General features: G+C 75.0%; 17 protein-coding genes. 7 read left to right on the top strand and 10 right to left on the bottom strand.

Translation table 11 applies throughout. From position 1 onward, the window contains the following. Window positions 1-2 precede the first annotated feature (2 nt). The gene (locus tag J7W19_RS21405; protein ID WP_004937428.1) at window positions 3-635 is read right to left on the bottom strand and encodes an MGMT family protein; all 633 of its coding nucleotides are present in this window, start codon (window positions 633-635) and stop codon (window positions 3-5) included. A gap of 176 nt (window positions 636-811) precedes the next feature. Between J7W19_RS21405 and J7W19_RS21400 the strand changes: the two genes are divergently transcribed. Continuing rightward, complete coding sequence (locus J7W19_RS21400; RefSeq protein WP_004937425.1) at window positions 812-3577, top strand: flippase-like domain-containing protein; 2766 nt, start codon at window positions 812-814, stop codon at window positions 3575-3577. 206 nt (window positions 3578-3783) lie between these two features. Here the strand turns inward: J7W19_RS21400 and J7W19_RS21395 are convergent, their stop codons facing one another. Then, window positions 3784-5199 (bottom strand): MFS transporter, encoded by a 1416-nt coding sequence (locus J7W19_RS21395; RefSeq protein ID WP_004937424.1) that lies wholly within the window; start codon window positions 5197-5199, stop codon window positions 3784-3786. A gap of 327 nt (window positions 5200-5526) precedes the next feature. On the opposite strand from J7W19_RS21395, the gene J7W19_RS21390 reads away from it, so the two are divergent. The 6 genes from J7W19_RS21390 (at window position 5527) to J7W19_RS21365 (ending at window position 14046) form a co-directional block, all read left to right on the top strand. Then, entirely contained in the window at window positions 5527-6393 is an 867-nt protein-coding gene (locus J7W19_RS21390; RefSeq protein WP_004937421.1) for a helix-turn-helix domain-containing protein, read from the top strand. A gap of 80 nt (window positions 6394-6473) precedes the next feature. Then, the gene (locus J7W19_RS21385; protein WP_004937419.1) at window positions 6474-6869 is read left to right on the top strand and encodes a TOBE domain-containing protein; all 396 of its coding nucleotides are present in this window, start codon (window positions 6474-6476) and stop codon (window positions 6867-6869) included. Window positions 6870-6924: 55 nt separating this feature from the next. Continuing rightward, a complete protein-coding gene (modA, locus tag J7W19_RS21380; protein WP_004937416.1) occupies window positions 6925-7707 on the top strand; it encodes a molybdate ABC transporter substrate-binding protein in 783 nt (260 codons plus the stop codon). A gap of 13 nt (window positions 7708-7720) precedes the next feature. Next, window positions 7721-9931 (top strand): ABC transporter permease, encoded by a 2211-nt coding sequence (locus J7W19_RS21375; RefSeq protein ID WP_004937413.1) that lies wholly within the window; start codon window positions 7721-7723, stop codon window positions 9929-9931. 327 nt (window positions 9932-10258) lie between these two features. Next, a complete protein-coding gene (locus J7W19_RS21370) occupies window positions 10259-11824 on the top strand; it encodes an alpha/beta hydrolase (RefSeq protein WP_051072435.1) in 1566 nt (521 codons plus the stop codon). Window positions 11825-12492: 668 nt separating this feature from the next. Beyond that, window positions 12493-14046, top strand: a complete 1554-nt coding sequence (locus J7W19_RS21365; protein ID WP_004937406.1) for an alpha/beta hydrolase — start codon at window positions 12493-12495, stop codon at window positions 14044-14046. Window positions 14047-14061: 15 nt separating this feature from the next. Here the strand turns inward: J7W19_RS21365 and J7W19_RS21360 are convergent, their stop codons facing one another. The 8 genes from J7W19_RS21360 to J7W19_RS21325 form a co-directional block, all read right to left on the bottom strand. After that, window positions 14062-14376, bottom strand: a complete 315-nt coding sequence (locus J7W19_RS21360) for a winged helix-turn-helix domain-containing protein (protein ID WP_267939177.1) — start codon at window positions 14374-14376, stop codon at window positions 14062-14064. Window positions 14377-14418: 42 nt separating this feature from the next. Beyond that, a complete protein-coding gene (locus J7W19_RS21355; protein WP_004937398.1) occupies window positions 14419-14961 on the bottom strand; it encodes a UTRA domain-containing protein in 543 nt (180 codons plus the stop codon). Window positions 14962-15019: 58 nt separating this feature from the next. Continuing rightward, entirely contained in the window at window positions 15020-15247 is a 228-nt protein-coding gene (locus J7W19_RS21350; protein ID WP_004937395.1) for a hypothetical protein, read from the bottom strand. Window positions 15248-15485: 238 nt separating this feature from the next. Beyond that, window positions 15486-16664, bottom strand: a complete 1179-nt coding sequence (gene moeZ, locus J7W19_RS21345) for an adenylyltransferase/sulfurtransferase MoeZ (protein ID WP_004937393.1) — start codon at window positions 16662-16664, stop codon at window positions 15486-15488. Window positions 16665-16748: 84 nt separating this feature from the next. Further along, window positions 16749-17504 (bottom strand): spherulation-specific family 4 protein, encoded by a 756-nt coding sequence (locus J7W19_RS21340; RefSeq protein WP_004937392.1) that lies wholly within the window; start codon window positions 17502-17504, stop codon window positions 16749-16751. Beyond that, on the bottom strand, window positions 17492-18406 hold the full coding sequence (locus J7W19_RS21335; protein ID WP_004937390.1) for an NAD-dependent epimerase/dehydratase family protein: 915 nt from the start codon (window positions 18404-18406) through the stop codon (window positions 17492-17494). The genes J7W19_RS21340 and J7W19_RS21335 overlap by 13 nt, the downstream gene beginning before the upstream one ends. A gap of 126 nt (window positions 18407-18532) precedes the next feature. Continuing rightward, window positions 18533-19570, bottom strand: a complete 1038-nt coding sequence (locus tag J7W19_RS21330; protein WP_004937389.1) for a hypothetical protein — start codon at window positions 19568-19570, stop codon at window positions 18533-18535. Window positions 19571-20250: 680 nt separating this feature from the next. Further along, a complete protein-coding gene (locus J7W19_RS21325) occupies window positions 20251-21780 on the bottom strand; it encodes a DUF3492 domain-containing protein (RefSeq protein ID WP_411848841.1) in 1530 nt (509 codons plus the stop codon). Window positions 21781-21786 lie beyond the last annotated feature (6 nt).

The following is a 21786-nucleotide window of genomic DNA, read 5'->3' as shown; positions in this document are numbered from 1 at the left end:
GATCAGGTGGCGCGTTTCACACGCGACGCGCCGCCGCGCGCGCCCCTCACGCCGGAGCGCGGAGCACCGTTGGCACCCGGGGGACCTCCGGTCTCAGCGGTCTCTCCAACCTCAGCGGGCTCCCCGGTCGCGTCGGCCCCGGCGCCACCTTCAGCCGCCCCTCCCCCGAGCGGCAGCCCGTCCCAGCGAGCCCGCGCCATCGCGATCCGCGGCACGTGTCCGTCGGCGGCGGGCCCGGCCGTCCGGAGCGGTGTGCCCTCCTCGCGGTAGTGGCCGAGCGCCGCCCGCTCGCGGCCGGGCAGGAGGACGCCGTCCGACCGCACGACGCGCCACCACGGCACGGCGCCGCCGTACAGCGCCATCACCCGGCCGACCTGGCGCGGGCCGCCCTCGCCGAGCCACTCGGCCACGTCGCCGTAGGTCATCACGCGGCCCGGCGGGATGGTCTCGGCGACGGTCAGGACGCGTTCCGCGTACGCGGGAAGCTCGGGCACCTCGGGGGCCTCAGGGGCTTCGGGGGCCTCAGGGGCCTCGGAGGCTTTGGGGGCTTCCGGGGCCTCGGAGGCGGAGTCCGCGGGGTCCTCCGGCAGCCGGTGCGGCCCGGACGGCGGCGATGCGTCGGTCACCCGGTCCATACTGCCGCAGGCGCCGCGCGCTCCGGGGCCGCCGTCCGGAGGTTCGAATTCCGGAAGATCACCCAGAGTGCGGGATCGGACTACAGGGCGTACGATCCGAGGTCCGCGCCCCCGAAATGCACCCTGATACACCCTTGCCCGGCAGGGCCATGCCACCATCTTCCGGGCGGTGACTGGTGATACGAGAACGAGAAGACCAGGAAGACACGGACGACGAGCAGGGCGCGGGACCTCCTGAGGGGGCCGGCGTCCGCCGGGCGCTGCCCGGGAGCGGCGGGGACGCCGAGGGGCCTCGCCCCGGCACCCCGGACGGCTCGTCGTACGCGTGCGACACGAAGGACGGCGAGGTCCACATCGACAAGGTCTCCGGCGACGAGCCCCTGCTCCCCGCCCGCGTCCACCGCCCCGCCGACCTGGTGCGCATGCTCCTGGGCATCGTCGGCATCGCCGTCGTCCTCGCCCTGGCGGCGTTCGCGCACGGCACCACCACCGGCCTCGCCAGCGACATCAAGGAGAGCGCCGGACACGCCCCGCAGACGCTGGCCAACATCGCCGGCCTCACGGCCAATGTCGCGATCTTCATCGTGCCGGTGGCGTTCGCCGTCGAACGGCTGGTCAAGCGGGACGGCCTGCGCATCGCCGACGGCGTCCTCGCGGCCGTCCTGGCGCACGGCGTCTCGCTCGGCGCCGCGCTCTGGGTCGCCGAGGCCGCCCCGGAGTCCATCAGGGAGGCGCTCACCCGGATCACGCCGACCCATGAACTGACCGATCCCGTCCACGGCTACCTCGCCCCCGTGATCGCCTATATGACGGCCGTCGGGATGTCGCGGCGCCCGCGCTGGCGGGTCGCCATGTGGGCGGTGCTGCTGCTCGACGCGTTCGCCGTGCTGGTCAACGGCTACTCGACGCCGTTCTCGATCGCCACCACCGTGCTCATCGGCTGGACGGTCGCCTACGGCACCCTCTACGCCGTCGGCTCCCCCAACGTCCGCCCCACCGGCCAGCACCTCCTGCACGGCCTGCGCCGCGTCGGCTTCAAGCCGGTGAGCGCGCTGCGCACGGAGGAGGTGCCGGACGCCGAACCGGCCCGGGGCACCGCGCACGACCGGGGCCGGCGCTACGTCGTCACGCTGGAGGACGGCCCGCCGCTGGACGTCACGGTCGTCGACCGCGAGCAACAGGCGCAGGGCTTCTTCTACCGGCTGTGGCAGCGGCTCGCGCTGCGCGGCATCACCCAGCGGCGCAGCCTCCAGTCGCTCCGGCAGGCGCTGGAGCAGGAGGCGCTGCTCGCCTACGCGGCCATCGCCGCCGGCGCCAACGCCCCCAAGCTGATCGCCACCAGCGAACTCGGCCCGGACGCCGTGATGCTGGTGTACGAGCACGTCGGCGGCCGGACCCTGGACACCCTGGCCGACGAGGAGATCACCGACGAGCTGGTGGACGGCGCGTGGCGGCAGGTGCGCGCCCTGCAGTCGCGCCGGATCGCACACCGGCGCCTGGACGGCGACGCGCTCCTGGTGGATCGTTCCGGCAACGTCGTCCTGACCGATCTGCGCGGTGGCGAGATCGCCGCCGGCGACCTGGTGCTGCGGATGGACGTCGCCCAGCTCCTCACCACGCTGGGTCTGCGGGTCGGCGCGGAACGGGCGGTGGCCTCGGCCGTCGCCGTGCTCGGCCCGGACGCGGTCGCGGACAGCCTGCCGCTGCTCCAGCCGATTGCCCTGACCCGCGCCAGCCGCGCCACCCTGCGCCGGCTCGCGCGCGAGCGCGCGCAGCGCGAACGGGACGCGGTGCTGGAGGCGTCCCGGATCGCCAAGGAGGAGCGGGCCAGGGAGCGGGCGGAGAAGGGGTCGGGCCCGGCGGACGACCGCCGGGCGCTCAAGGCCGAGAAGAAGGCGGAGAAGCAGGCGCTGGACGTCGCGGCCGAGGAGGCCCGCGAGGAGGACCTGCTGGCACAGATCCGGCGTCAGGTGCTGCTGATCCGGCCGCAGGCGCCGATAGAGCCGGTCCGGCTGGAGCGCATCCGGCCGCGCACGCTGATCAGCTCCATCGCGGGCGCGATCGCCGCGTACTTCCTGCTCTCGCAGCTCTCGCACGTCGAACTCGACAAGATCATCGATCATGCCAACTGGGGCTGGGTGGCGGTCGCCGCGGCCTTCTCCGCGCTCTCCTACTTCGCGGCGGCCACGCGGCTGCTGGGCTTCGTCCCGGAGAAGGTGCCGTACCTGCGGACGGTCATGGCGCAGGTCGCCGGCTCGTTCGTGAAGCTCGTGGCCCCGGCGGCGGTCGGCGGCGTGGCCCTGAACAGCCGCTTCCTGCAGCGGGCCGGGATCCGTCCGGGGCTGGCGGTGGCCAGCGTCGGCGCGTCGGAGCTGTTCGGCCTGGCCGCGCACATCCTGCTGCTGCTGACCTTCGGCTACATCACCGGCACCGAACGGACGGAGTCGCCCCTTCCGCCGTCCCGTACGGTCATCGGCGGGCTGCTGACGGCCGCGGTGCTGGTGCTCGTCGTGACGGCCATCCCGTTCCTGCGGAAGTTCGTCTCGACGCGGGTGCGCTCGCTGTTCGCGGGCGTCGTGCCGCGCATGCTGGACCTGCTCCAGCGGCCGCGGAAGCTGGTCAACGGCATCGGCGGCATGCTGCTGCTGACCGCCGCCTTCGTGTTCTGCCTCGACACGTCGATCCGGGCGTTCGGCGGCGACATGAGCTTCGCCAGCGTCGCGGTGATCTACCTGGCCGGCAACGCGCTGGGCTCGGCGGCGCCGACGCCCGGCGGCGTCGGGGCCGTCGAGGGCGTCCTCATCGGCGCGCTGACGCTGGCCGGGCTGCCCGCGGAGATCGCGACGCCCTCGGTGCTGCTGTACCGGCTGCTGACGTTCTGGCTGCCGGTGCTGCCGGGGTGGCTGTGCTTCAACCAGTTGACGCGGAAGGGTGCGATCTGAGTCTGAGAGGGGAGTGGACGGGTTCGGGCTCGGGCCGCCTTCGCCCGGCTCCCGGCGCCGTCCGGCGCGGTCCCCTCCCGTTGCGGGCCGCCTCCCCGTCGGCTCCCGGCGCGGCCTCTCCCGTCACGCGGTCCGCTCCCGGCGCGTCCCCTTCCCGTCACGCCGTCGGCTCCCGGCGCAGGTTCCCGTCACGCGGCCCGCTCCCGTCACGCCGTCCGCTCCCGGCGCAGCAGCCACGCCGTGAGCGCCGTCGTCAGGCACAGCAGGCCCCCGGCGGCGTACAGGCTCTCCCGCATGCCCCCGAGTGAGAACCCGTCCCCCGCGCCCCCGTCCGCTATCAGGGCGCCGGACACGGCGACGGCCAGCGCGCCGCCCGTCTGGCGGACGGCGTTGAACAGGCCCGAGGCCGTACCCGCCCGGTGCCCCGGGACGGCGTCCATCAGCAGCGCCGTCAGCGCGGGGACCGCCAGCGCGCCGCCCAGACCGGTGGGCACGAGCAGGAGCAGCACCAGCCACAGCGGGGTGTCCGCCGACAGCGGCAGCAGCGCGGCCATCGCCAGTGCCAGGACCGCCTGTCCCAGGACGATGACGGCGCGGCGGCCGACGCGTTCCGCCAGCCGCGGGGAGACCAGGTTCGCGGTGGTGATGACGGCCGACAGCGGCACGAACATCAGCCCCGCCTCCGTCGCCGTCATGCCGCGCGCCTGCTGGTAGTAGAGGCCGAGCAGGAAGACCAGGCCGTAGAAGGCCGCGTTGGCGGCGAAGCCGGCCGCCAGGGAGACGGCGACCCGGCGTTCGCGCAGCATGCCCAGCGGGACCATGGGCGCGCGGTGCCGCTTCTCCACGGCGAGGAACGCGACGGCGGCCCCGGCCGCGACGGCCGACGCGGCGAGCACCGGCACGGACGTCCAGCCGTGGTGGCCTCCCTCGATGACGGCGTACGCCAGGCCGGCGAGGGCGAGGACGGCGGTGGTCTGCCCCGCCGGGTCGAGGGGGGCCGGCCGGCGCGGGGACGGCGCGGTACGGGCCAGCAGGGCGAGGATCACGGCGCCCACCGGAAGGTTGAGCAGGAACACGGCGCGCCAGCCCGCGTGTTCGGCGAGGATGCCGCCGAGCACCGGCCCGGCCGCCATGGACACCGAACCGCCCACCGTCCACAGCGCGATGGCCCGCGCCCGGCGCGCCGGGTCGTCGTACGCCTGCCGGATCAGGGCGAGCGAGGCGGGCATGACGACGGCCGCCGCCGCGCCCTGCGCCAGCCGCGCCGCGATGAGCACGCCGATCCCGGGCGCCAGGGCGCAGCCGAGGGAGGCGAGGGTGAAGAGGGCGATCCCCCAGGCGTACGCCCGGCGCGCCCCGGACCGGTCGGCGAGCGCCCCCGCGGACATCATCAGGGCGGCGAACATCAGCGTGTACGCGTCGACGACCCACTGGAGGCCGGACATCCCGCCGTGGAGGGACGAACGGATGGCGGGCAGCGCGATGTTGACGGCCGAGACGTCGATGGTGATGACGGCGAAGCCGAGGAGGGAGGCGATCAGCGCGACCGGGGAGGCGGGGGTGGGGGAGTCGGCCGGGCGGGTGCTGACAGTGGGTGGGCGTCGGGCGATGGTCCTGGGCATGTGAGGTCGCTTCCGGGGAGGAGGGGCGGAACGGCGGGTGAAGCAAGGGGGTGCCGGACGTTTCCGGGTAATACCGGATGTTCCCGGCAGGGCGCGCCGCCGCGGGCGGTCCCCGCCGGAGCCGTCCGGCCGGGAGCCGCCCGGCGGCCGTCGTGCGGGCGGCTCCCACCGCGTCGGGGCACGACGTCGTACGCCTCCCCGCACCACGGCCGTCGGCCGCCCGCAACAGGACCAGCTTGGCGCGCCGTTCCGCCCGGCGGCAGGCCGCGGCGTTCCTGGCCCTGACACGGCCCCCCACCGCACAGGGCCTCCGGCGACAATGGCGGGATGACCGACAGCGGCACCGAACTGGGCAGATACCTGAAAGCGCGACGGGCGCGGATCACCCCCGAGGACGTCGGGCTGCCCGCGGGCACCGGACTGCGCCGGACGCCGGGCCTGCGCCGGGAGGAGCTGGCGACGCTCGCCGGAGTGAGCGTCGACTATTACACCCGCCTGGAGCGCGGCCGGGAGCGGAACCCCTCACCGGCCGTCATCGACGCCCTCGCCCGCGCGCTGCGGCTGAACGGGGACGCCCACCAGCGCCTCCACGAGCTGGCCGAACTCGCCTCGGGCCGGGTCCCCGAGCCGCGCACCCCCGCCGGGCCGGCGTCCGGCGCCGGGGAGACCGTGCGCGCGTCGGTCCTGCGGATGCTGGAGGCCGTGCGGCCGCTGCCGGCGTACGTCGTGAGCCGGTACGGCGACATGCTGGCCGCGAACCCCCCGGGGCGGCGGCTCATGCCCGGTCTCTGGGACTGGCCGCCGGAGCAGCGCAATGTGAGCCGGTACCTGTTCCTGCACCCCGTGGGGCGCACCCTCTACGACCCCTGGGAGGAGACCGTCGCCAAGTCGGTGGCCCACCTCCGCGCGATCGCCGGCGTCGATCCGGACTCGCCCCGGCTGGCCGCGCTGGTCGGGGAACTGCTGCTGAAGTCGCCCGAGTTCGCCAAGTTGTGGGAGCGGTACGACGTGAAGGAGCGCGTCGGCGGCACCAAGACGTTCAGCCACCCGAAGGTCGGGGCGATGACCCTCGTCTACGAGGTGATGCCGCTGTCCGGGACGGACGGCCAGCGTCTCGTCGTCTACCAGGCCGAGCCCGGCAGCACGGACGAGGCGGCCATGCTGCGGCTGGACCCGCAGGGGGCCGCGGCGTAGGAGCACGCTCCTCGCATCTGCCCGCCTTCCCCAGCCTCCTCCCTTGCACATGCCGGGCGAACGGCTCTACCGTGCCGCACATGCGCTCCTACACCATCGGCCGGGCGGCCCGGCTGCTCGGCGTCAGCCCCGACACCGTCCGCCGCTGGGCGGACGCCGGGCGCATCCCCACCCGGCGGGACGAGCACGGCAAGCGGGAGATCGACGGGGCGGACCTCGCCGCGTTCTCCGTGACGCTCGCCGCCGAGGCGAACGAGGACGGCGAGGAGGCGTACTCCAGCGCGCGCAACGCCTTCCCGGGGATCATCACCGCCGTGAAACTCGGCGACGTCGCCGCCCAGGTGGAGGTGCAGGCCGGGCCGCACCGCCTCGTCTCCCTGCTGACGCGCGAGGCCGTGGAGGAGCTGGGGCTGGCCGTGGGCATGGAGGCCGTGGCCCGGGTCAAGGCCACCAACGTGCACGTCGACCTCCTCTGACCCGGTCTCTGCCCCCGCGTACCGTCCGCCCCGCCCGGCACCCCACGGAGAACCCATGCGCCGTACGTCCGTCCGTCTCGCCGCCCTCGCCACCGCCCTGCTCCTGCCCCTGGCCGCCGCCTGCGACGACTCGTCGGACGGCGGGTCCGCCGACGGCGGTGACGGCAAGAAGGGCACCACGCTCACCGTGCTCGCGGCAGCGTCCCTCACCGACGTCTTCAAGCGGGCCGGGGACGCCTACGAGAAGACGCACCCGGGGACGAAGGTCACGTTCTCGTTCGCGGGCTCCCAGGAGCTGGCCTCGCAGGTCCGGCAGGGGGTTCCGGCGGACGCCCTGGTGACGGCCGACACGAAGACGATGGACGGGCTCTCCGGGGAGACCGGCAAGCCCGTCGTCATCGCGCGGAACCGGCTGACGATCGCCACCGCGCAGGGCAACCCGAAGCACGTCAAGGACCTCGCCGACCTGGCGCGGAAGGACCTCAAGGTGGTGCTGGCCGCGCCGGAGGTGCCGGTCGGCCGGTACAGCAGGAAGGTCCTGGAGCAGCAGCACGTGGACGTGAAGCCCGTCTCGCAGGAGCCGAACGTGCGGGCGGTGCTGAGCAAGGTGTCCCTCGGGGAGGCGGACGCCGGGATCGTGTACGTCACGGACGCGACGGCCGCCAAGGGGAAGGTGGCCACGGTCGCCGTACCGGACGCGCAGAACGCGGTCGCCGCCTACCCGGCCGCCACGCTCAAGGGCTCCAAGCACCCGGAGGAGGCGGGCGCGTTCGTGCGCTGGCTGGCGTCCTCCGAGGCGCAGGGGCTGCTGGGCGCGGCCGGCTTCCAGCGGCCGTAGGGCGGGCGCACCGATGAGAGGGAGCGCGGCGGGCCTGCGCGGCCGGGGGCGTACGCCCCTGGCGCTCGGCGTACCCGCGGGGCTCGCGGTGGTGTTCCTGCTGGTGCCGCTGGCGGGCGTACTCGCCCGGACACCGTGGGGTTCGCTCCCGTCCCGCGTCGGCTCGCACGAGGTCCGGCAGGCGCTGACCCTCTCCCTGGCCGTCTCCGGCTGGGCCCTGCTGCTCTCCCTCGTCCTCGGCGTCCCGCTGGCCTGGCTGCTCGCCCGCGTCGACTTCCCGGGGAAGGCGCTGGTGCGCTGCCTGGTGATGCTGCCGATGGTGCTGCCGCCGACGGTCGCGGGGGTGGCGCTGCTCCAGGGGTACGGGCGGCGGGGCGTCGCCGGGCCCTGGCTGGAGGAGTGGTTCGGGGTCACGCTGCCGTTCTCGACGGCGGGCGCGGTCGTCGCCTCGGCGTTCGTGGCGATGCCGTTCCTCGTCATCAGCCTGGAGGGCGCGCTGGCCGGGCTGCACCCGCAGTACGAGGAGACGGCCGTCTCGCTCGGAGCGGCCCCGCTGCGCGTCTTCCGCACCGTCACCCTGCCCATGGTCGCCCCGGGGCTCGTCGCGGGCGCGGCACTGTGCTGGGCGCGCGCCCTGGGCGAGTTCGGGGCGACGATCACGTTCGCGGGCAACCTGCCGGGAGAGACGCAGACCCTGCCGTTGCAGGTCTACCTGCTGCTCCAGGACGATCCCGAGGGCGCGACGGCCGTGTCCCTGCTGCTCCTCGCGATCGCCGCGGCGGTGCTGCTCGCGTTGCGGGGGCGGTGGCTGGGGGGCGGAGGGGGAACGGCGGCGCGGCGGGGGCGAGGAGGGGCTGCGGACGTGGCGGGGACGACGGTCCCGGGGGCGGAAGCGCGTACCGCGGCCGGCTCCAGCGCGACGGTCCGGTCGTGCGCGGAGGGTTCCTCGGAGGTTTCCAGCGGCACGCCTCCTAAGGAGGCGAAAGGCGTTCCTCGACGTCCGCTCCCCGCCGACGCGCGCACCGATACCCGTACCGAGTGCGCCGAAACCCGCACCGAAGGCGACGCCCGCCCTGGCGCCGTCACCCGCCCCGGCGTCGATCCGGCCCCCGGTACCGGTCCCGGCTCCTGTACCGACCCCGACCCCGGTACCGACGCCACCCCTGCCGCGTACCCCCTCTACGCGCACGTCACCGGCGCCACCCGTGCCGTCCTCGACGTGCCGCCCGGCACCACCGTGGCCGTCGTCGGCCCCAACGGCGCCGGGAAGACCACGCTCCTGCGCGCGCTGCTCGGGCTCACCCGGCGGGCCGCGGCGCGTCCGCTCGACCTCGGCGGCGGGGACCTGTCGGCCGCGCCCGCGCACCGGCGGCGGATCGCCTGGGTGCCGCAGGACGGCGCCCTCTTCCCGCATCTGACCGCGCTCGCCAACACGGCCTACGGCCTGCGCGCCCAGGGCGTGCCCCGGGCCGAGGCGCGCCGGGAGGCCCGGGCCGGCCTCGACGAACTCGGCATCGGCCACCTGGCGCACCGCAGGCCGCACGAGCTCAGCGGCGGACAGGCCCAGCGCGTGGCCCTGGCGCGCGCCCTGGCCGCGCGCCCCCGGCTGCTGCTGATGGACGAACCGCTGGCCGCGCTCGACCAGTCGGCCAAGGCGTCCGTACGGCAGGCACTGCGGCGGCGGCTCGCCGGTTTCGGGGGCGTCTGCCTGTTGGTGACGCACGATCCGGTGGAGGCCGTGTCGCTCGCCGACCGCGTCCTCGTCCTGGAGGACGGCGGGGCCGTGCAGTACGCGGCGCCGGACGAACTGGCCCGCCTCCCGCGCTCCCCGTGGGTCGCCCGGATGCTGGGGCACAACGCCTGGCCGGGCAAGGTCACCGCCGAGGGCACGCTGCGGCTGGACGCCGGCACCGAGCTGACCGCCGCCGCTCCCCCGCCGGAAGGCGCGACGGCCGCCCTGGCGGTCGCCGGTCCGGAGGCCGTCACCCTCTCCGCGTCCCGCCCGCCGGAGGGCGGGCCGGAACGCGGGAACGTGTGGTCCGGCACGGTCCGGGAGGTCTCCGCGCAGGGCGGGCGGCTGCGCGTCCTGGTCGGGGGCGGCGCCGACGGGCCCGACGCCGTCGCCGAACTCCCGCCCCGGGCCGCGGCGGAGCTCCGCCCGGTGGAAGGCGCGCGGGTGTGGGTGGGCGTACGGGCGGCGGCGGTGACGTTCGTCCCGCTCTGACGCCGGCGCCGGCGGCGTCCGGCCCCGGCGGGCGCTCCGGGGCATGGTGCGACCCGGTCGCGGGGCTCCGCGACCCGGTCGCGGGGCTCCGGTCCTCGCCGAGACCGCGGGCCGTCGGAACGCACCTCAGCCGTACGTCCGGTGCCGCCCGGTCCGCGGAGGAGCAGCCGAGCCGGCACCGCACTCACCCGGGCGCCCGCCGGAAGCCTCCGAGCAGCCCCCTCCCGTACCCCTCCCCCGCCCCCTCGACGCACCCCGCCGCCCGCGCGCCCCTCTTTCCACCCGTACGCCCCGCACTACGCGCGCACTCCGTACACCGCCCGGACGATGAGGACGTTCGCACCCTTCGACCCCTCACTCCCGGGAGCAGCGGTGTCCAGACGCACACGGGCCGGTTGCCTGCTCGCCGCGGGGATGCTGGCCGTCGCGGGGTGCACCGGCGGGGAGAGGGGGGCCGCCGCGGAGGGGGCACCCGGTTCGGCCTCGCCGTCCCGTCCCTCGCTGGACTGGAAGTCGTGTCCGGCGCCCAGCAGCAAGGAAGGCGTTCCGGCCAGGGCGCCGGGTGACGAGTGGGAGTGCGCGACCCTGCGCGTCCCCCTCGACCACGCGCACCCGGACGGCGACACCCTGGGCATCGCGCTGATCCGGGCCCGCGCCACGGATCCCGCGCACCGGATCGGCTCGCTCGTGTTCAACTTCGGCGGCCCGGGCGGCTCGGGCGTGGCCACCCTGCCGGCCTTCGCCGAGGACTACCGGGACCTGCGCCGCCGCTACGACCTGGTGAGCTTCGACCCGCGCGGGGTCGGCCGCAGCGGCGGGGTGACCTGCCTGGACGACAAGGAGCTGGACGCGTACTACGCGGCCGGTTCGATGCCGCGCACCACCGAGGAGCAGAAGGCCCTGATCGGGCGGGTGGAGAAGTACGCGGACGCGTGCCGGCGGCACTCCGGGAAGGTGCTGCCGTACGTGGGGACGGCCAACGCCGCCCGGGACATGGACCTGATGCGCCAGGCCCTGGGCGACGACAAGCTCCACTACTTCGGCGTCTCGTACGGCACCGAACTGGGCGGCGTGTACGCCCACTTGTTCCCCAAGAAGGTGGGGCGTGCCCTGTTCGACGCCGTCGTCGACCCCACGACCGACCCGGTGGAGAGCGCCCTCGCCCAGGCCCGCGGCTTCGAGCTGGCCCTCGGCAACTACCTCACCGCGTGCGCCGCCACGCACGACAACTGCCCCACCGAGCGGCAGATCGTGTCCCTGCTGGACCGGCTCGGCGAGAAGCCCGTACCCGGCGCCGAGGGGCGGCAGCTCACCCAGTCCCTCGCGACCACCGGCATCGCCCAGTCGCTGTACTCCAAGGAGTTCTGGGACTACCTCACCGAGGGGCTGGAGGACGCCGAGAACGGCGACGGCAAGATCCTGATGGCCCTCGGCGACGCCATGAACGGGCGTGGCCAGGACGGGCATTACAGCTCCCTCCAGGCGTCACTGGCGGCGATCACCTGCGCGGACTTCTCCCAGCGGTACACGGCCGCGGATATCGCCGGGCAGGTTCCCCGGTTCCGGAAGGCGTCCCCGGTGTTCGGCGCGTTCATGGCCTGGGGGCTGACCCAGTGCACCGGCTGGCCGGTGAAGGGCGAGTGGCGGACGCCCGACGTGACCGCCAAGGGCTCGGCGCCCATCCTCGTGGTCGGCAACACCGGTGACCCGGCCACTCCTTATGAGGGAGCGCAGAGGATGGCGCGAGCGCTGGGCGACGGGGTCGGCGTCGAGATGACGTACCGGGGGCAGGGCCACGGGGCCTACGACAGCGGCAATTCCTGCGTCAAGAAGGCCGTCGACGCCTATCTCCTGGACGGTACTGTGCCGGGGCGCGGCACGGTGTGCTCATAGCACCCATAGCAGATCACACCGTACGGCGAATTCCGCTCTCTCGAATGTCAGTGGCCCGCACTACGATCGCTCGCACACGAGTCGGCCGGTCGGTCGGAGGGGTGCCGCGTCGAGGGACGACACGGCCGTCCGCACGGGCGGGCCGTTTCACGGGCGAGGGGAGGGGTGACATGCGGGACGAGCCCTCAGGGCCGGGGCCACGGCCGGGATCGAGGCCAGGACCGGGGTCGGGACCGGGGTCAGGGCCGGGTTCGTGCTCCGGGCCGGATCCGGAGTCCGGCCGGCACGCGCGGCGCTTCACCGGCGCCCTGGCCGTCACGGCCTTACTGGCCGCGCTGGTGGCGCTCTGGCAGACGCAGTCGGCCCCGATGGTCGGGCCGGACGGCACCCCCGTACCACCGACCCCGGCGACGCCGCGGCCCTCGGGCGACGCGTCGGCGCCGGCGCGGGACGGGTTCGGGCCCGAGTACGGGCCCGGCGCGGAGCGCCCGGTGCGCGCGATACCCCCGGAGGCCGCGCCCCGCAGGCCGTGAGGCGCGCGACGCGGCACCACGGCGTACGGCGCGGGCCCGGACGCGCGCGGTACGGCTCTCGGACGCCCCCGGTGGCCCCCGGAGCCCCGGAGCGTTCGCCCGCCGAGTGTCCGACCCCCACCGTAGAGTCGTGGCATGAGTCCATCACGGCCGAGGGCCCTCGCCCTCGCAGGCGCCGCCCTCGCGCTCGTCCTCACCACCGCCGGCTGCGGGTCCGGGGGCGGGTCCGGCAGCGACGGCGACGGCGGCGACAGCGGAAAGGACCGGGCGGCCCGGCAGGGGACCCTCGGCGACTGGAAGCCGTGCGCCGCGCCCACGGCGCTCCAGGGCGGCGGCAAGGCCCCCGGCAAGGACTGGGAGTGCACGAAGCTGCCCGTCCCGCTGGACTATGCGCGACCGGACGGCCCGAAGATCGACCTCGCCCTGATCCGCGCCCGGGCCACGGACTCCGCCCACCGCGTCGGCTCGCTCGTGTTCAACTTCGGCGGCCCGGGCGGCTCCGGGGTGGCGACGCTGCCCGAGCTCGCCAAGAGCTACGCCGGGCTGCGCGCCCGCTACGACCTGGTGAGCTTCGACCCGCGCGGCGTCGGCGAGAGCGCGGGCGTGCGCTGCCTGGACGACCGCGAGCTGGACGCCGCCGACGCGACGGACGCGACGCCCGACGACGCCGGCGAGACCGCCGCCGCCCTCGCCCAGAACAAGCGCTACGTCCAGGCGTGCGCCCGGAACTCCGGCAAGGTGCTCCCGCACGTGGGCACCACGGACGCGGCCCGCGACCTGGACCGGCTGCGCGCCGCGCTCGGCGACGAGAAACTCAACTACTTCGGCATCTCCTACGGGACGGAACTCGGCGGCGTCTACGCCCACTTGTTCCCCAAGCGGGTCGGACGCGCCGTCCTGGACGCCGTCGTCGACCCCTCCCAGGACCCCGCCGAGGGCTCCCTGGCCCAGGCCAAGGGGTTCCAACTGGCGCTCGGCGACTACCTCAAGGACTGCGCCAAGGGAGCGGCGGCGCGCTCCTGCCCCACCGAGGAAAGCATCACCACCCTCCTCAAGCGCCTCGACGCCCACCCCCTCCCCACCGCCCAGAAGGGCCGCGCCCTCACCCAGGACCAGGCGGTGAACGGCATCGCCGCCGCCCTCTACTCCGAGGACACCTGGAAGTACCTCACGGCCGCCCTCCGCGAAGCCGGCACCAAGGGCACCGGCACCACCCTCCAGCTCCTCTCCGACTCCCTGGCGGGCCGCTCCCCCGACGGCCACTACAGCAACCTCCAGGCCGCCAACCGCGCGATCTCCTGCGCGGACGCGGAGCAGCGCTACACCGCCGACGACATCACGTCCCGCCTCCCCGCCTTCCGCGCGGCCTCCCCGGTCTTCGGCGAATCCGCCGCCTGGGCCCTCCTCCAGTGCACCGACTGGCCCGTCAAGGGCGCTTGGAAGACCCCCGACGTCCGAGCGGACGGCTCCGCCCCCATCGTCGTCATCGGCAACACCGGCGACCCCGCCACCCCCTACGAGGGCGCCCGCACCATGACCGAACGCCTCGGCAAGGGCGTCGGCGTCGGCGTCACCTACCGGGGCGAGGGCCACGGCGCGTACAACAGCGGCAACGCCTGCATGACGCGTCTCGTCGACGCGTACCTCCTCGACGGCAAGGTCCCGAAGGAGGGCACGACCTGCTCGTAGCCCCGCCGCCAGCCGTCAGCCCACCGGCAGCCGGTACTCCATCTCGTACAGGTGCCCGGCCTTGGTCATGACGGTCGCCTCGATCGGCCGCCCGTGAGCGGAGGGCGGCATCGACGAGGCGGGCGCGATGACGTGGTTCGGCTCCTCGCGGACGAACACGCCCTTCCCGGACCGGCCGACCACGATGCCCTCGGCCTTGAGCAGTTGCAACGCCTTCTGCACGGTAGTGCCGACGACGCCGTACTCGTCCATGAGCTGCTGCGTGGACGGCAGCTTGCTTCCGGGATCCAGGTGCCCCGACATGATCTGGTCCCGGATGCGCGCCGCGATTCTGCTGGTAGGCGGGGCGGGGGTCCTTCCAGCGCGCCATGGTCAGCCCATCCGCATCCGGTAACGCACGATCCTGTCTCGGGCGTTCATGACCATCGCGCAGACTTCCACGGGCACGTCACCGTCGGCGAGCACGAGCCGCGAGACGACGAGCACAGGCTCGTGCTCACCGAGGAGGAGCAGCTGCCGCTCCTCAGCCGTGGGCATACGGCAACTGACGCCTTCCTCCACCTTCTTCGCGAGGTACCCAGGTCCGGCCAGGAAGGTGACCGCGCCGCCGGGAACCTTGCCTCCCTCGGCGAGCGGCGTCCCCTCCGCGATGCGGCCGGGGTAGTAAGAGGTCACGATCTCGACGGGCGCGTCGTCCAGCAACACCAGCCGCCGCCGGACCACCGCACGCTCGCCGTCGGCGAGTTCAAGGGCCCGCGCCACGTCATCCGACGCCTCGACGACCCCGGCCTCCAGCAGCCGCTGCCTGCCCCGGCCCCTCCGCTCGGCGGCCTCTTCAGCCCACGCGTCGGGCCGCCCGTGTCCGCGCGGAACCAGATACCTGGCGGACTCGCTCTCCCACTGCTGGTCTGACACCGTCTCCCCCCTCGTCCGGAGGGGCTCACGGTAGCGGCTGCACCCTTGTCGACCGCAGTCAGTCGTCACGCCCCGCACCCCCCGCTCCCCCGAGCAGACCGAGGGCGGTGAGCACGGAGACGCACAGTGTCATCCAGGCGATGAACGCGCCGCCGCCGTACAGCACCGCGCCCGCCGCGCGGACGCCGTTGCTGTGAGAGAGCACGCCCGCGACGACGGCGATCAGCAGTGCGGAGACGAAGGCCAGAAGCATCAGGAGCGCTTGGACGGAGAACGTCGGTCGCATCGGTCGGTCCCTTCACCGGAAGGTGGTCGACCTGTCGGCAGGCGTGCCTCAGCCCGACCACCCTGTGGATGGTCTGCTGAGACTCCGCGACGATTGAAGGCTCGGTGGTGCTCGGTTGCCCGGATGCGGGTGGGAGCGCCGTCCCCCATCGGACACGTCGCCGACGCTCCTCACGACCCCGGAGGGCCGTGAGGAGAGGGTAGCGGTGAGGGCTTCTCCCCGACCAGTGCTCCCGCGCTCAGTACACCGGCTTGTGCGGTTCGATTTGGTTGACCCAGCCGATGACGCCGCCGCCGACGTGGACCGCGTCCGCGAAGCCGGCGGACTTGAGGACGGCGAGGACTTCCGCGGAGCGGACGCCCGTCTTGCAATGCAGGACGATGCGCTTGTCCTGGGGGAGGTCCTGGAGGGCGGTGCCCATCAGGAACTCGTTCTTGGGGACGAGGCGGGCGCCGGGGATCGAGACGATCTCGTACTCGTTGGGCTCGCGGACGTCGATGACGTCGATGTTCTCGCCGTCGTCCATCCACTCCTTGAGCTGCTTGGGAGTGATCGTGGAGCCGGCGGCGGCCTCCTGGGCCTCCTCCGAGACGACGCCGCAGAACGCCTCGTAGTCGATCAGCTCGGTGACGGTCGGGTTCTCGCCGCAGACCGCGCACTCGGGGTCCTTGCGGACCTTGACCTGGCGGTACGACATCTCCAGGGCGTCGTAGATCATCAGGCGGCCGACCAGCGGCTCGCCGATCCCGGCCAGCAGCTTGATCGCCTCGGTGACCTGGATGGAGCCGATCGACGCGCAGAGCACGCCGAGCACGCCGCCCTCGGCGCAGGAGGGGACCATGCCCGGCGGCGGGGGCTCGGGGTAGAGGCAGCGGTAGCAGGGGCCGTGCTCGCTCCAGAAGACGGACGCCTGGCCGTCGAAGCGGTAGATCGAGCCCCAGACGTACGGCTTGTTCAGCAGCACGCACGCGTCGTTGACCAGGTAGCGCGTGGCGAAGTTGTCCGTGCCGTCGACGATCAGGTCGTACTGGGAGAAGATCTCCTTGACGTTCTCCGCCTCCAGGCGCTCCTGGTGGAGGACGACGTTCACGTACGGGTTGATGCCGAGCACCGAGTCCCGCGCGGACTCGGCCTTCGAGCGGCCGATGTCGGACTGGCTGTGGATGATCTGCCGCTGGAGGTTGGACTCGTCGACCTCGTCGAACTCCACGATGCCGAGCGTGCCCACGCCGGCGGCGGCCAGGTACATCAGGGCGGGCGAGCCGAGGCCGCCGGCGCCCACGCAGAGCACCTTCGCGTTCTTCAGGCGCTTCTGCCCGTCCATCCCGACGTCCGGGATGATCAGGTGGCGCGAGTACCGACGGACCTCGTCGACGGTGAGCTCGGAAGCCGGCTCGACCAGGGGTGGCAGCGACACGGGGTCTCCAGGGTCATCCCCACGGGAGCGGGGAAGGTAGAGGCAGCGTTCTGTACTTCCCCGGTAACACTGCCACGCCCCGGCTCATTCCGAGACACCCGGTCCGATGTTCGAGATGAAATCGTCCCAGTACCCGGGCATGGACTCCCAGGGGTCCAGTCCGTCGCGGTCGGTGCGGTCGGTCATGTAGACGGTGCCGGCGCCCTGCCGGCGGGTGATGAGCAGCGCTTCCTCCAGGTGGGCGCGGGGGACGCTGTGGACGAGGTGGCAGAAGCGGCCGGGCGGGTGGTCGGCCGTCCAGTCGGCGGGGCGGGACCAGCGGTAGCGGTTCCAGGGGCCGGTGAACGTCACCAACTGGTCGGCGAGCGCCGCGTATCCGGCGACCGGGTGGCTGCCGTGCAGGAGCACGAGGTACGCCCGGTCGTGGAGGGTGCGCAGGGCGCCGGTGACGCGGCGGACGTCCGCGAGCGCGCCGGTGTCGGCCGGGCAGCGGGCCACCGCGAAGCCGTCCACCCGGTACCAGTTGAGGAACCGCTGCGCGTCGGAGAGGAGTTCGCCGAACGGCCGGGCGCCGAAGGCGGCGTCGAGATGGCCGAGGACCCGGACGCCGGCCTCGCGCAGCGGTGCCGCGGCGGCCGTGCAGTACGGGTCCGGGCGGCTGCCGGGCCCGCCGGAGGCGCTGCCGAGCACCGTCCAGTCCAGCGGGAGGTCCGCGCGGCAGAGCCGCCCCCACTCGACGGGCGCGACGAGCGGGTGGGCGAATCCGGGGACGCCGAGCCGCAGCGGCGTCTTGGCCGCGGGGAGCGGGCGGCGGTTGCCGGACGAGGTCAGATACGACACGCGGCCTCCATCCAGATGTCGGCCAGCGACTCCTCCAGGCCGATCCGGGGCCGCCAGCCGAGCCGGTCGCGGGCGGTGCGCACGTCGGCCTGCTGCCAGGCGCCGCAGCCGTCCGGGTACGGGTAGACGGGCGTGGCGCCCAAGTGCGGGTCGTCGAGTTCATGCAGGGCGCCGCCGAAGCCGGCCACACGGGCGAGCAGCGAGGCGGCCTCCCGCAGCCGGGTGGCCCGGCCGGTGCCGATGTTGACGGCGCCCTGGGCGGCGGAGAGCGACGCGGCGTGCACGGCCCGCGCGATGTCGCGGACGTCCACGAAGTCGCGCTGGACGCCGAGTCCGGTGAGCTTGAGCTCGTTGTCGCCGTTCTGCATGGCCCGCCGCATCGCCTCGGCGAGGCGGCCCAGCGGCGAACCGGCCGGGGTCCCCGGGCCGACCGGCGAGAAGACGCGCAGCACGATCGCGTCCAGGCCGGAGCCCAGGACGAGTTCGGTGGCGGCGAGCTTGCTGACGCCGTACGGGCCGCCGGGGCGCGGCACCGCGTCCTCGGCCGTGGACGAACCGGGCTGCGAGGGCCCGTACTCCGAGGAGCAGCCCACCTGCACGAGCCGCGCCCCGCAGCCGCTGCGGCGCAGCGACTCGCAGACCGTGGCGACGGCCACGGTGTTGTGCCGGGTCAGGTCGCGGGCGCCGCCGCGGGTGGCGCCCGCGCAGTTGATGACGACGCCGGGATGGACGGCGTTGAGGAACCGGGTGAGCGCACCGGGGCTGCCGGTGGCCAGGTCGAAGCGGACGTCGGCGTCGTCGCCCCGGCCGAGGGCGGTGAGCTGGACGGCGGGATCGGCGAGCAGGCGGTCGGCGACGAAGCGGCCGAGGTAGCCGTTGGCACCGAGCAACAGGACCCTCATCGTTCTCCTCCTCGCTCTCGTCCGCCGCGACGGCCGGCGGGGACGCCGGTTTCGGTGCCGGTGTCGGCGCCTGTGTCGATGTCCGTGCCGGTTCCGGCCGGACTGGTGGGGCCGGGGACGGTCGGATCAACGGTCATGGTGGGTGCTCCTCTGACGGGGGTGTACGGAGGGCCCGGCCCCGCCGGGGCGGAGGGAGGATCCGGGGAGGCGGCCGGGCGAGGGGTCGGGGCGGCCGGATGAGGGGCCGGGGTCGCCGGACGACTGACCGAGGTCGCCGGACGACGGGCCGAGGGGGCCGGATGACCGGCCGGGGCAACCGAACGACGAGTCGGAACGGTCGGCGTGGCTCGGTGGCAGGTGGGCCGGTCCCGCCGCCACTGTCGTGCCCGGCACGCCCGGCACGCCCGGCACGCCCGCCGCGTCCGGTCCGCCGAGTCCGTGGACGGCCGCGTGCGGCAGGACCGCGAAGGCCCGCGCGGTCAGGACGAGGGCCGCCCCGGCGCAGGCGACGAGCCCGGGGGCGGACGGCCCGAGGGGACCGGGCAGCCTGGTGACCGGCCAGCCCAGGGCGGCGCAGCCGGGCAGCCGCGCGGCGAGCAGCAGCACCGGCGGCAGCGCCTCGGCGGCGCAGGCCGCGAGGACGGCCGCGGCGGCCGGCCGGGCCAGGCCGTGGGCGGCGCAGAGCCGGTCGAGGAAGAGCAGGAAGCCGAGGGCGACGGCGGCGAGCGCAGGGACGGACGTCGGGTGCCCGAGCCCGGGGAGGGCGGACCGGGCGGTCCACACGGACAGGAAGAGGGCGCCCAGGACGACGGCGAGGATCGCCGGCAGGGCGCACCGGGCCCGTACGCGGAACGCGGTCAGCGTGCGGCTGTCGGCCAGCCGCCGCCGGGCGTACCCGGCGAAGGCGTGCGCGCACCACGCGGCGGGCGCGACGGCGCAGGCCAGCCCGAGGGCGGTGGGTGCCGCCGCGAAGGCCAGGGCGCGAGGGCCGGGCCGTCCGTGACCGTGCAGCAGCGCGTCGAGCAGCCGGTCGCCGACGCACCCGTAGGCGAGCAGCCAGGCCCAGGCCAGCGCCCCGACGACGGTCCGTCGGGCACGGCGGGGGCGGGCGGGGCACAGGCCGTGGGCGTCGGACGGGTGCGGGGCGTACGGGTCTCGCGCCATGCGAGGGTCGCTTGTGTCCTCAGGGGCTCCAGAGGCTCCCGAGGGTGCGGAAGCCCCGAAGGCCCCTGAGCCCCAGGGCACTTCGGAGCCCCCCGAGGCTCGCGATACTTCGACAGCGGCGTAGACGTCGCGCGAAGCACCGACGAGGTCGGCGGCGCGCGAGGGTCGTCCGGCCGCGCGGGAGCCGAGGTCCGCTCCCCCGCCGGGCGCCGGCGCCCCCTCCGCACCGGAGGCGCCCGGCGTCCCGTACCGCCCCCAGTCCCGCGTCCGGAACTGCGGCCACTCGACCTCGTCGGACCTCCGCCTCCCGTTCCCGGCAGCCCGTACCCCATCCGCGCGGGCCGTCGCGCCCACGCGCGCGTGGAGCTCCTCCGCCAGCGAGAAGACGTCCTGGTGTCCGCAGGCCGCCGCCGCGCGGTCGGTGACGCCCCGCGCCTCCAGCCGCGCGGCGAGTTCCCACGGGTCGACGGCGTCGGCGCACACCGCGTGGTGCCGGAGCAGGAGGGCGCGAACGGGGTCGGGGGCCGCCCCGGGGCGCCCGTGAGCGGCAGGTATGCCGACGGCCGGCGCGGGACCCGCGGGCCCCGGACCCGTCCGGCGCGAACCCGCCTGCGCGGGGATCGCGGTCCCCCCGCAATCGAGGTCGGCTACGGGATCGGCGGCCGCTGCCGCGGCGCGCGTCACCGGCGGCCCGCCCACGACGGCGAGGCGGGACGGGCGGACCAGGCGAGGCCGCGCGGGCGTCCGGCGGCGGCGAGGGACGCCGCGTCGCGCGGGGCGGCGACGTCCTGCCGCGCCGGGGCGGCCGACAGCAGCTCCAGATAGATGCCGCCGAAGGTGGCGATGTTCTGTTCCACGGTGAAGAGTTCCAGGGCGCGGGCCCGGGCGGCGGCGCCGAGCCGCTCCGCGCGGGCGGGGTCGTCGAGCAGGGTGAGGCAGCCCTCGGCGAGGGCGTGCGGGTCGTGCGCGGGCACCACCAGGCCGGTGCCGCCCACGACTTCGCGGGCCGTCGCCGTGTCGGGGACGACGGTGGCCCGGCCGCAGAACATGGCCTCGGCCAGCGGGACGGGAAAGCCCTCGCCGGAGGAGGCGACGACGATGACGTCCGCGTCGGCGTAGTCCTCGGGGCCGCACGCGGCGACCCGGGTGACGCCCTCGGGCAGCGGCCCGCCCTCCGGGACGCCGGTGACGCGCAGCCGGACGTCCGGCCGGGTCAGGGTGAGGACGGTGGTCGCCTCCCAGAGCCAGGGTTCGGGCGGGCCCCCGGCGAGGAGCAGCACCGGCCCCTCCCCCCGCCGCTCGGGACGGACCTCGCCGACGGCCTCGTACAGACTCGCGTCCACCCCCGGCGGGACGGTGCGCAGCCGGCCGCGGTCGGCGCCGCAGCGCTCCTGCCAGCGGCGGACCTGCGCGTCGCCGGGGGTGATCAGTGAGGCGCGGGCGTACGTCTCGCCGGCCAGCAGCCGGTGGAAGGCGGACAGCAGGGTGCGGACGGGTACGGAGAGGCCCGTCGGTTCGGTGAGGTAGTGCTCGCGCAGCCGGACGCCGTACTCGGTGACGAGCAGGGGTGTGCCGAAGAAGCGCCGGGCGAGCAGCCCCGGCAGGGCGGCCGGACCGGCGGACGCGGCGTGGCACAGGTCGACGCCGGCCAGGCCGAGGTCGCCGTCCGGGGCCCCGTACCAGTCGAGGGAGAGCGGGCGCAGGGCCCGTTCCAGGAGGCCGGCGACGACGAGGAGGTCGGCGACGCGGACGCCCTGCGCGCCGGGATGCGCTTCGGGGGCGCGACAGGCCGTCTCCAGGGCGCGCAGGGCGAGTTCGGAGCGGAGCGCGGCGACGAGGCCGCCCTCGTCGCGGGCCAGGCCGGCGAGTCCGTAGAGGCCCTCGGCGAAACGGTACGCCTGGTCGCCGGGTGTGGTGAGGGCGGCGGCCAGGTCGCCGAAGTGGGCGGTGAAGCGCTGGCGTTCGCGCCGGCCGTACGCGCCGTGGGCGCGCGCCGCCCCGCCGGGCGCGGGTCCGCCCCACAGCGGGGCGGCCCGGATCCGGCGGACGTTGCCGGGCAACGCGTACCAACCGCCGTCCTCCTGGCGGGCGCTGCGGCTCAGCGCGTACACCTCGAACTCGTGCCGGGGGAGCCCGCGGACGAGCCGGTCGCACCACTCCCCGCCCTCACCAGCGGCGTACGGGTACCCACCCTCGGTCAGCAGTCCCACGCGCAC

The sequence above is a fragment of the Streptomyces mobaraensis NBRC 13819 = DSM 40847 genome, assembly GCF_017916255.1.
GTDB lineage: Bacteria > Actinomycetota > Actinomycetes > Streptomycetales > Streptomycetaceae > Streptomyces > Streptomyces mobaraensis.
Note: the sequence above shows the minus strand (reverse complement) of the source record. Positions and strands in the feature narration are given on the sequence as shown.

Bases quoted from the DNA above. Each gene is read 5' to 3' on its own strand.
- J7W19_RS21405 (WP_004937428.1), bottom strand. From the start codon at position 635: ATGGACCGGGTGACCGACGCATCGCCGCCGTCCGGGCCGCACCGGCTG.
- J7W19_RS21375 (WP_004937413.1), top strand. From the start codon at position 7,721: ATGAGAGGGAGCGCGGCGGGCCTGCGCGGCCGGGGGCGTACGCCCCTG.
- J7W19_RS21390 (WP_004937421.1), top strand. From the start codon at position 5,527: ATGACCGACAGCGGCACCGAACTGGGCAGATACCTGAAAGCGCGACGG.
- J7W19_RS21365 (WP_004937406.1), top strand. From the start codon at position 12,493: ATGAGTCCATCACGGCCGAGGGCCCTCGCCCTCGCAGGCGCCGCCCTC.
- J7W19_RS21370 (WP_051072435.1), top strand. From the start codon at position 10,259: ATGAGGACGTTCGCACCCTTCGACCCCTCACTCCCGGGAGCAGCGGTG.
- J7W19_RS21350 (WP_004937395.1), bottom strand. From the start codon at position 15,247: ATGCGACCGACGTTCTCCGTCCAAGCGCTCCTGATGCTTCTGGCCTTC.
- modA (WP_004937416.1), top strand. From the start codon at position 6,925: ATGCGCCGTACGTCCGTCCGTCTCGCCGCCCTCGCCACCGCCCTGCTC.
- J7W19_RS21330 (WP_004937389.1), bottom strand. From the start codon at position 19,570: ATGGCGCGAGACCCGTACGCCCCGCACCCGTCCGACGCCCACGGCCTG.
- J7W19_RS21395 (WP_004937424.1), bottom strand. From the start codon at position 5,199: ATGCCCAGGACCATCGCCCGACGCCCACCCACTGTCAGCACCCGCCCG.
- J7W19_RS21385 (WP_004937419.1), top strand. From the start codon at position 6,474: ATGCGCTCCTACACCATCGGCCGGGCGGCCCGGCTGCTCGGCGTCAGC.
- J7W19_RS21335 (WP_004937390.1), bottom strand. From the start codon at position 18,406: ATGAGGGTCCTGTTGCTCGGTGCCAACGGCTACCTCGGCCGCTTCGTC.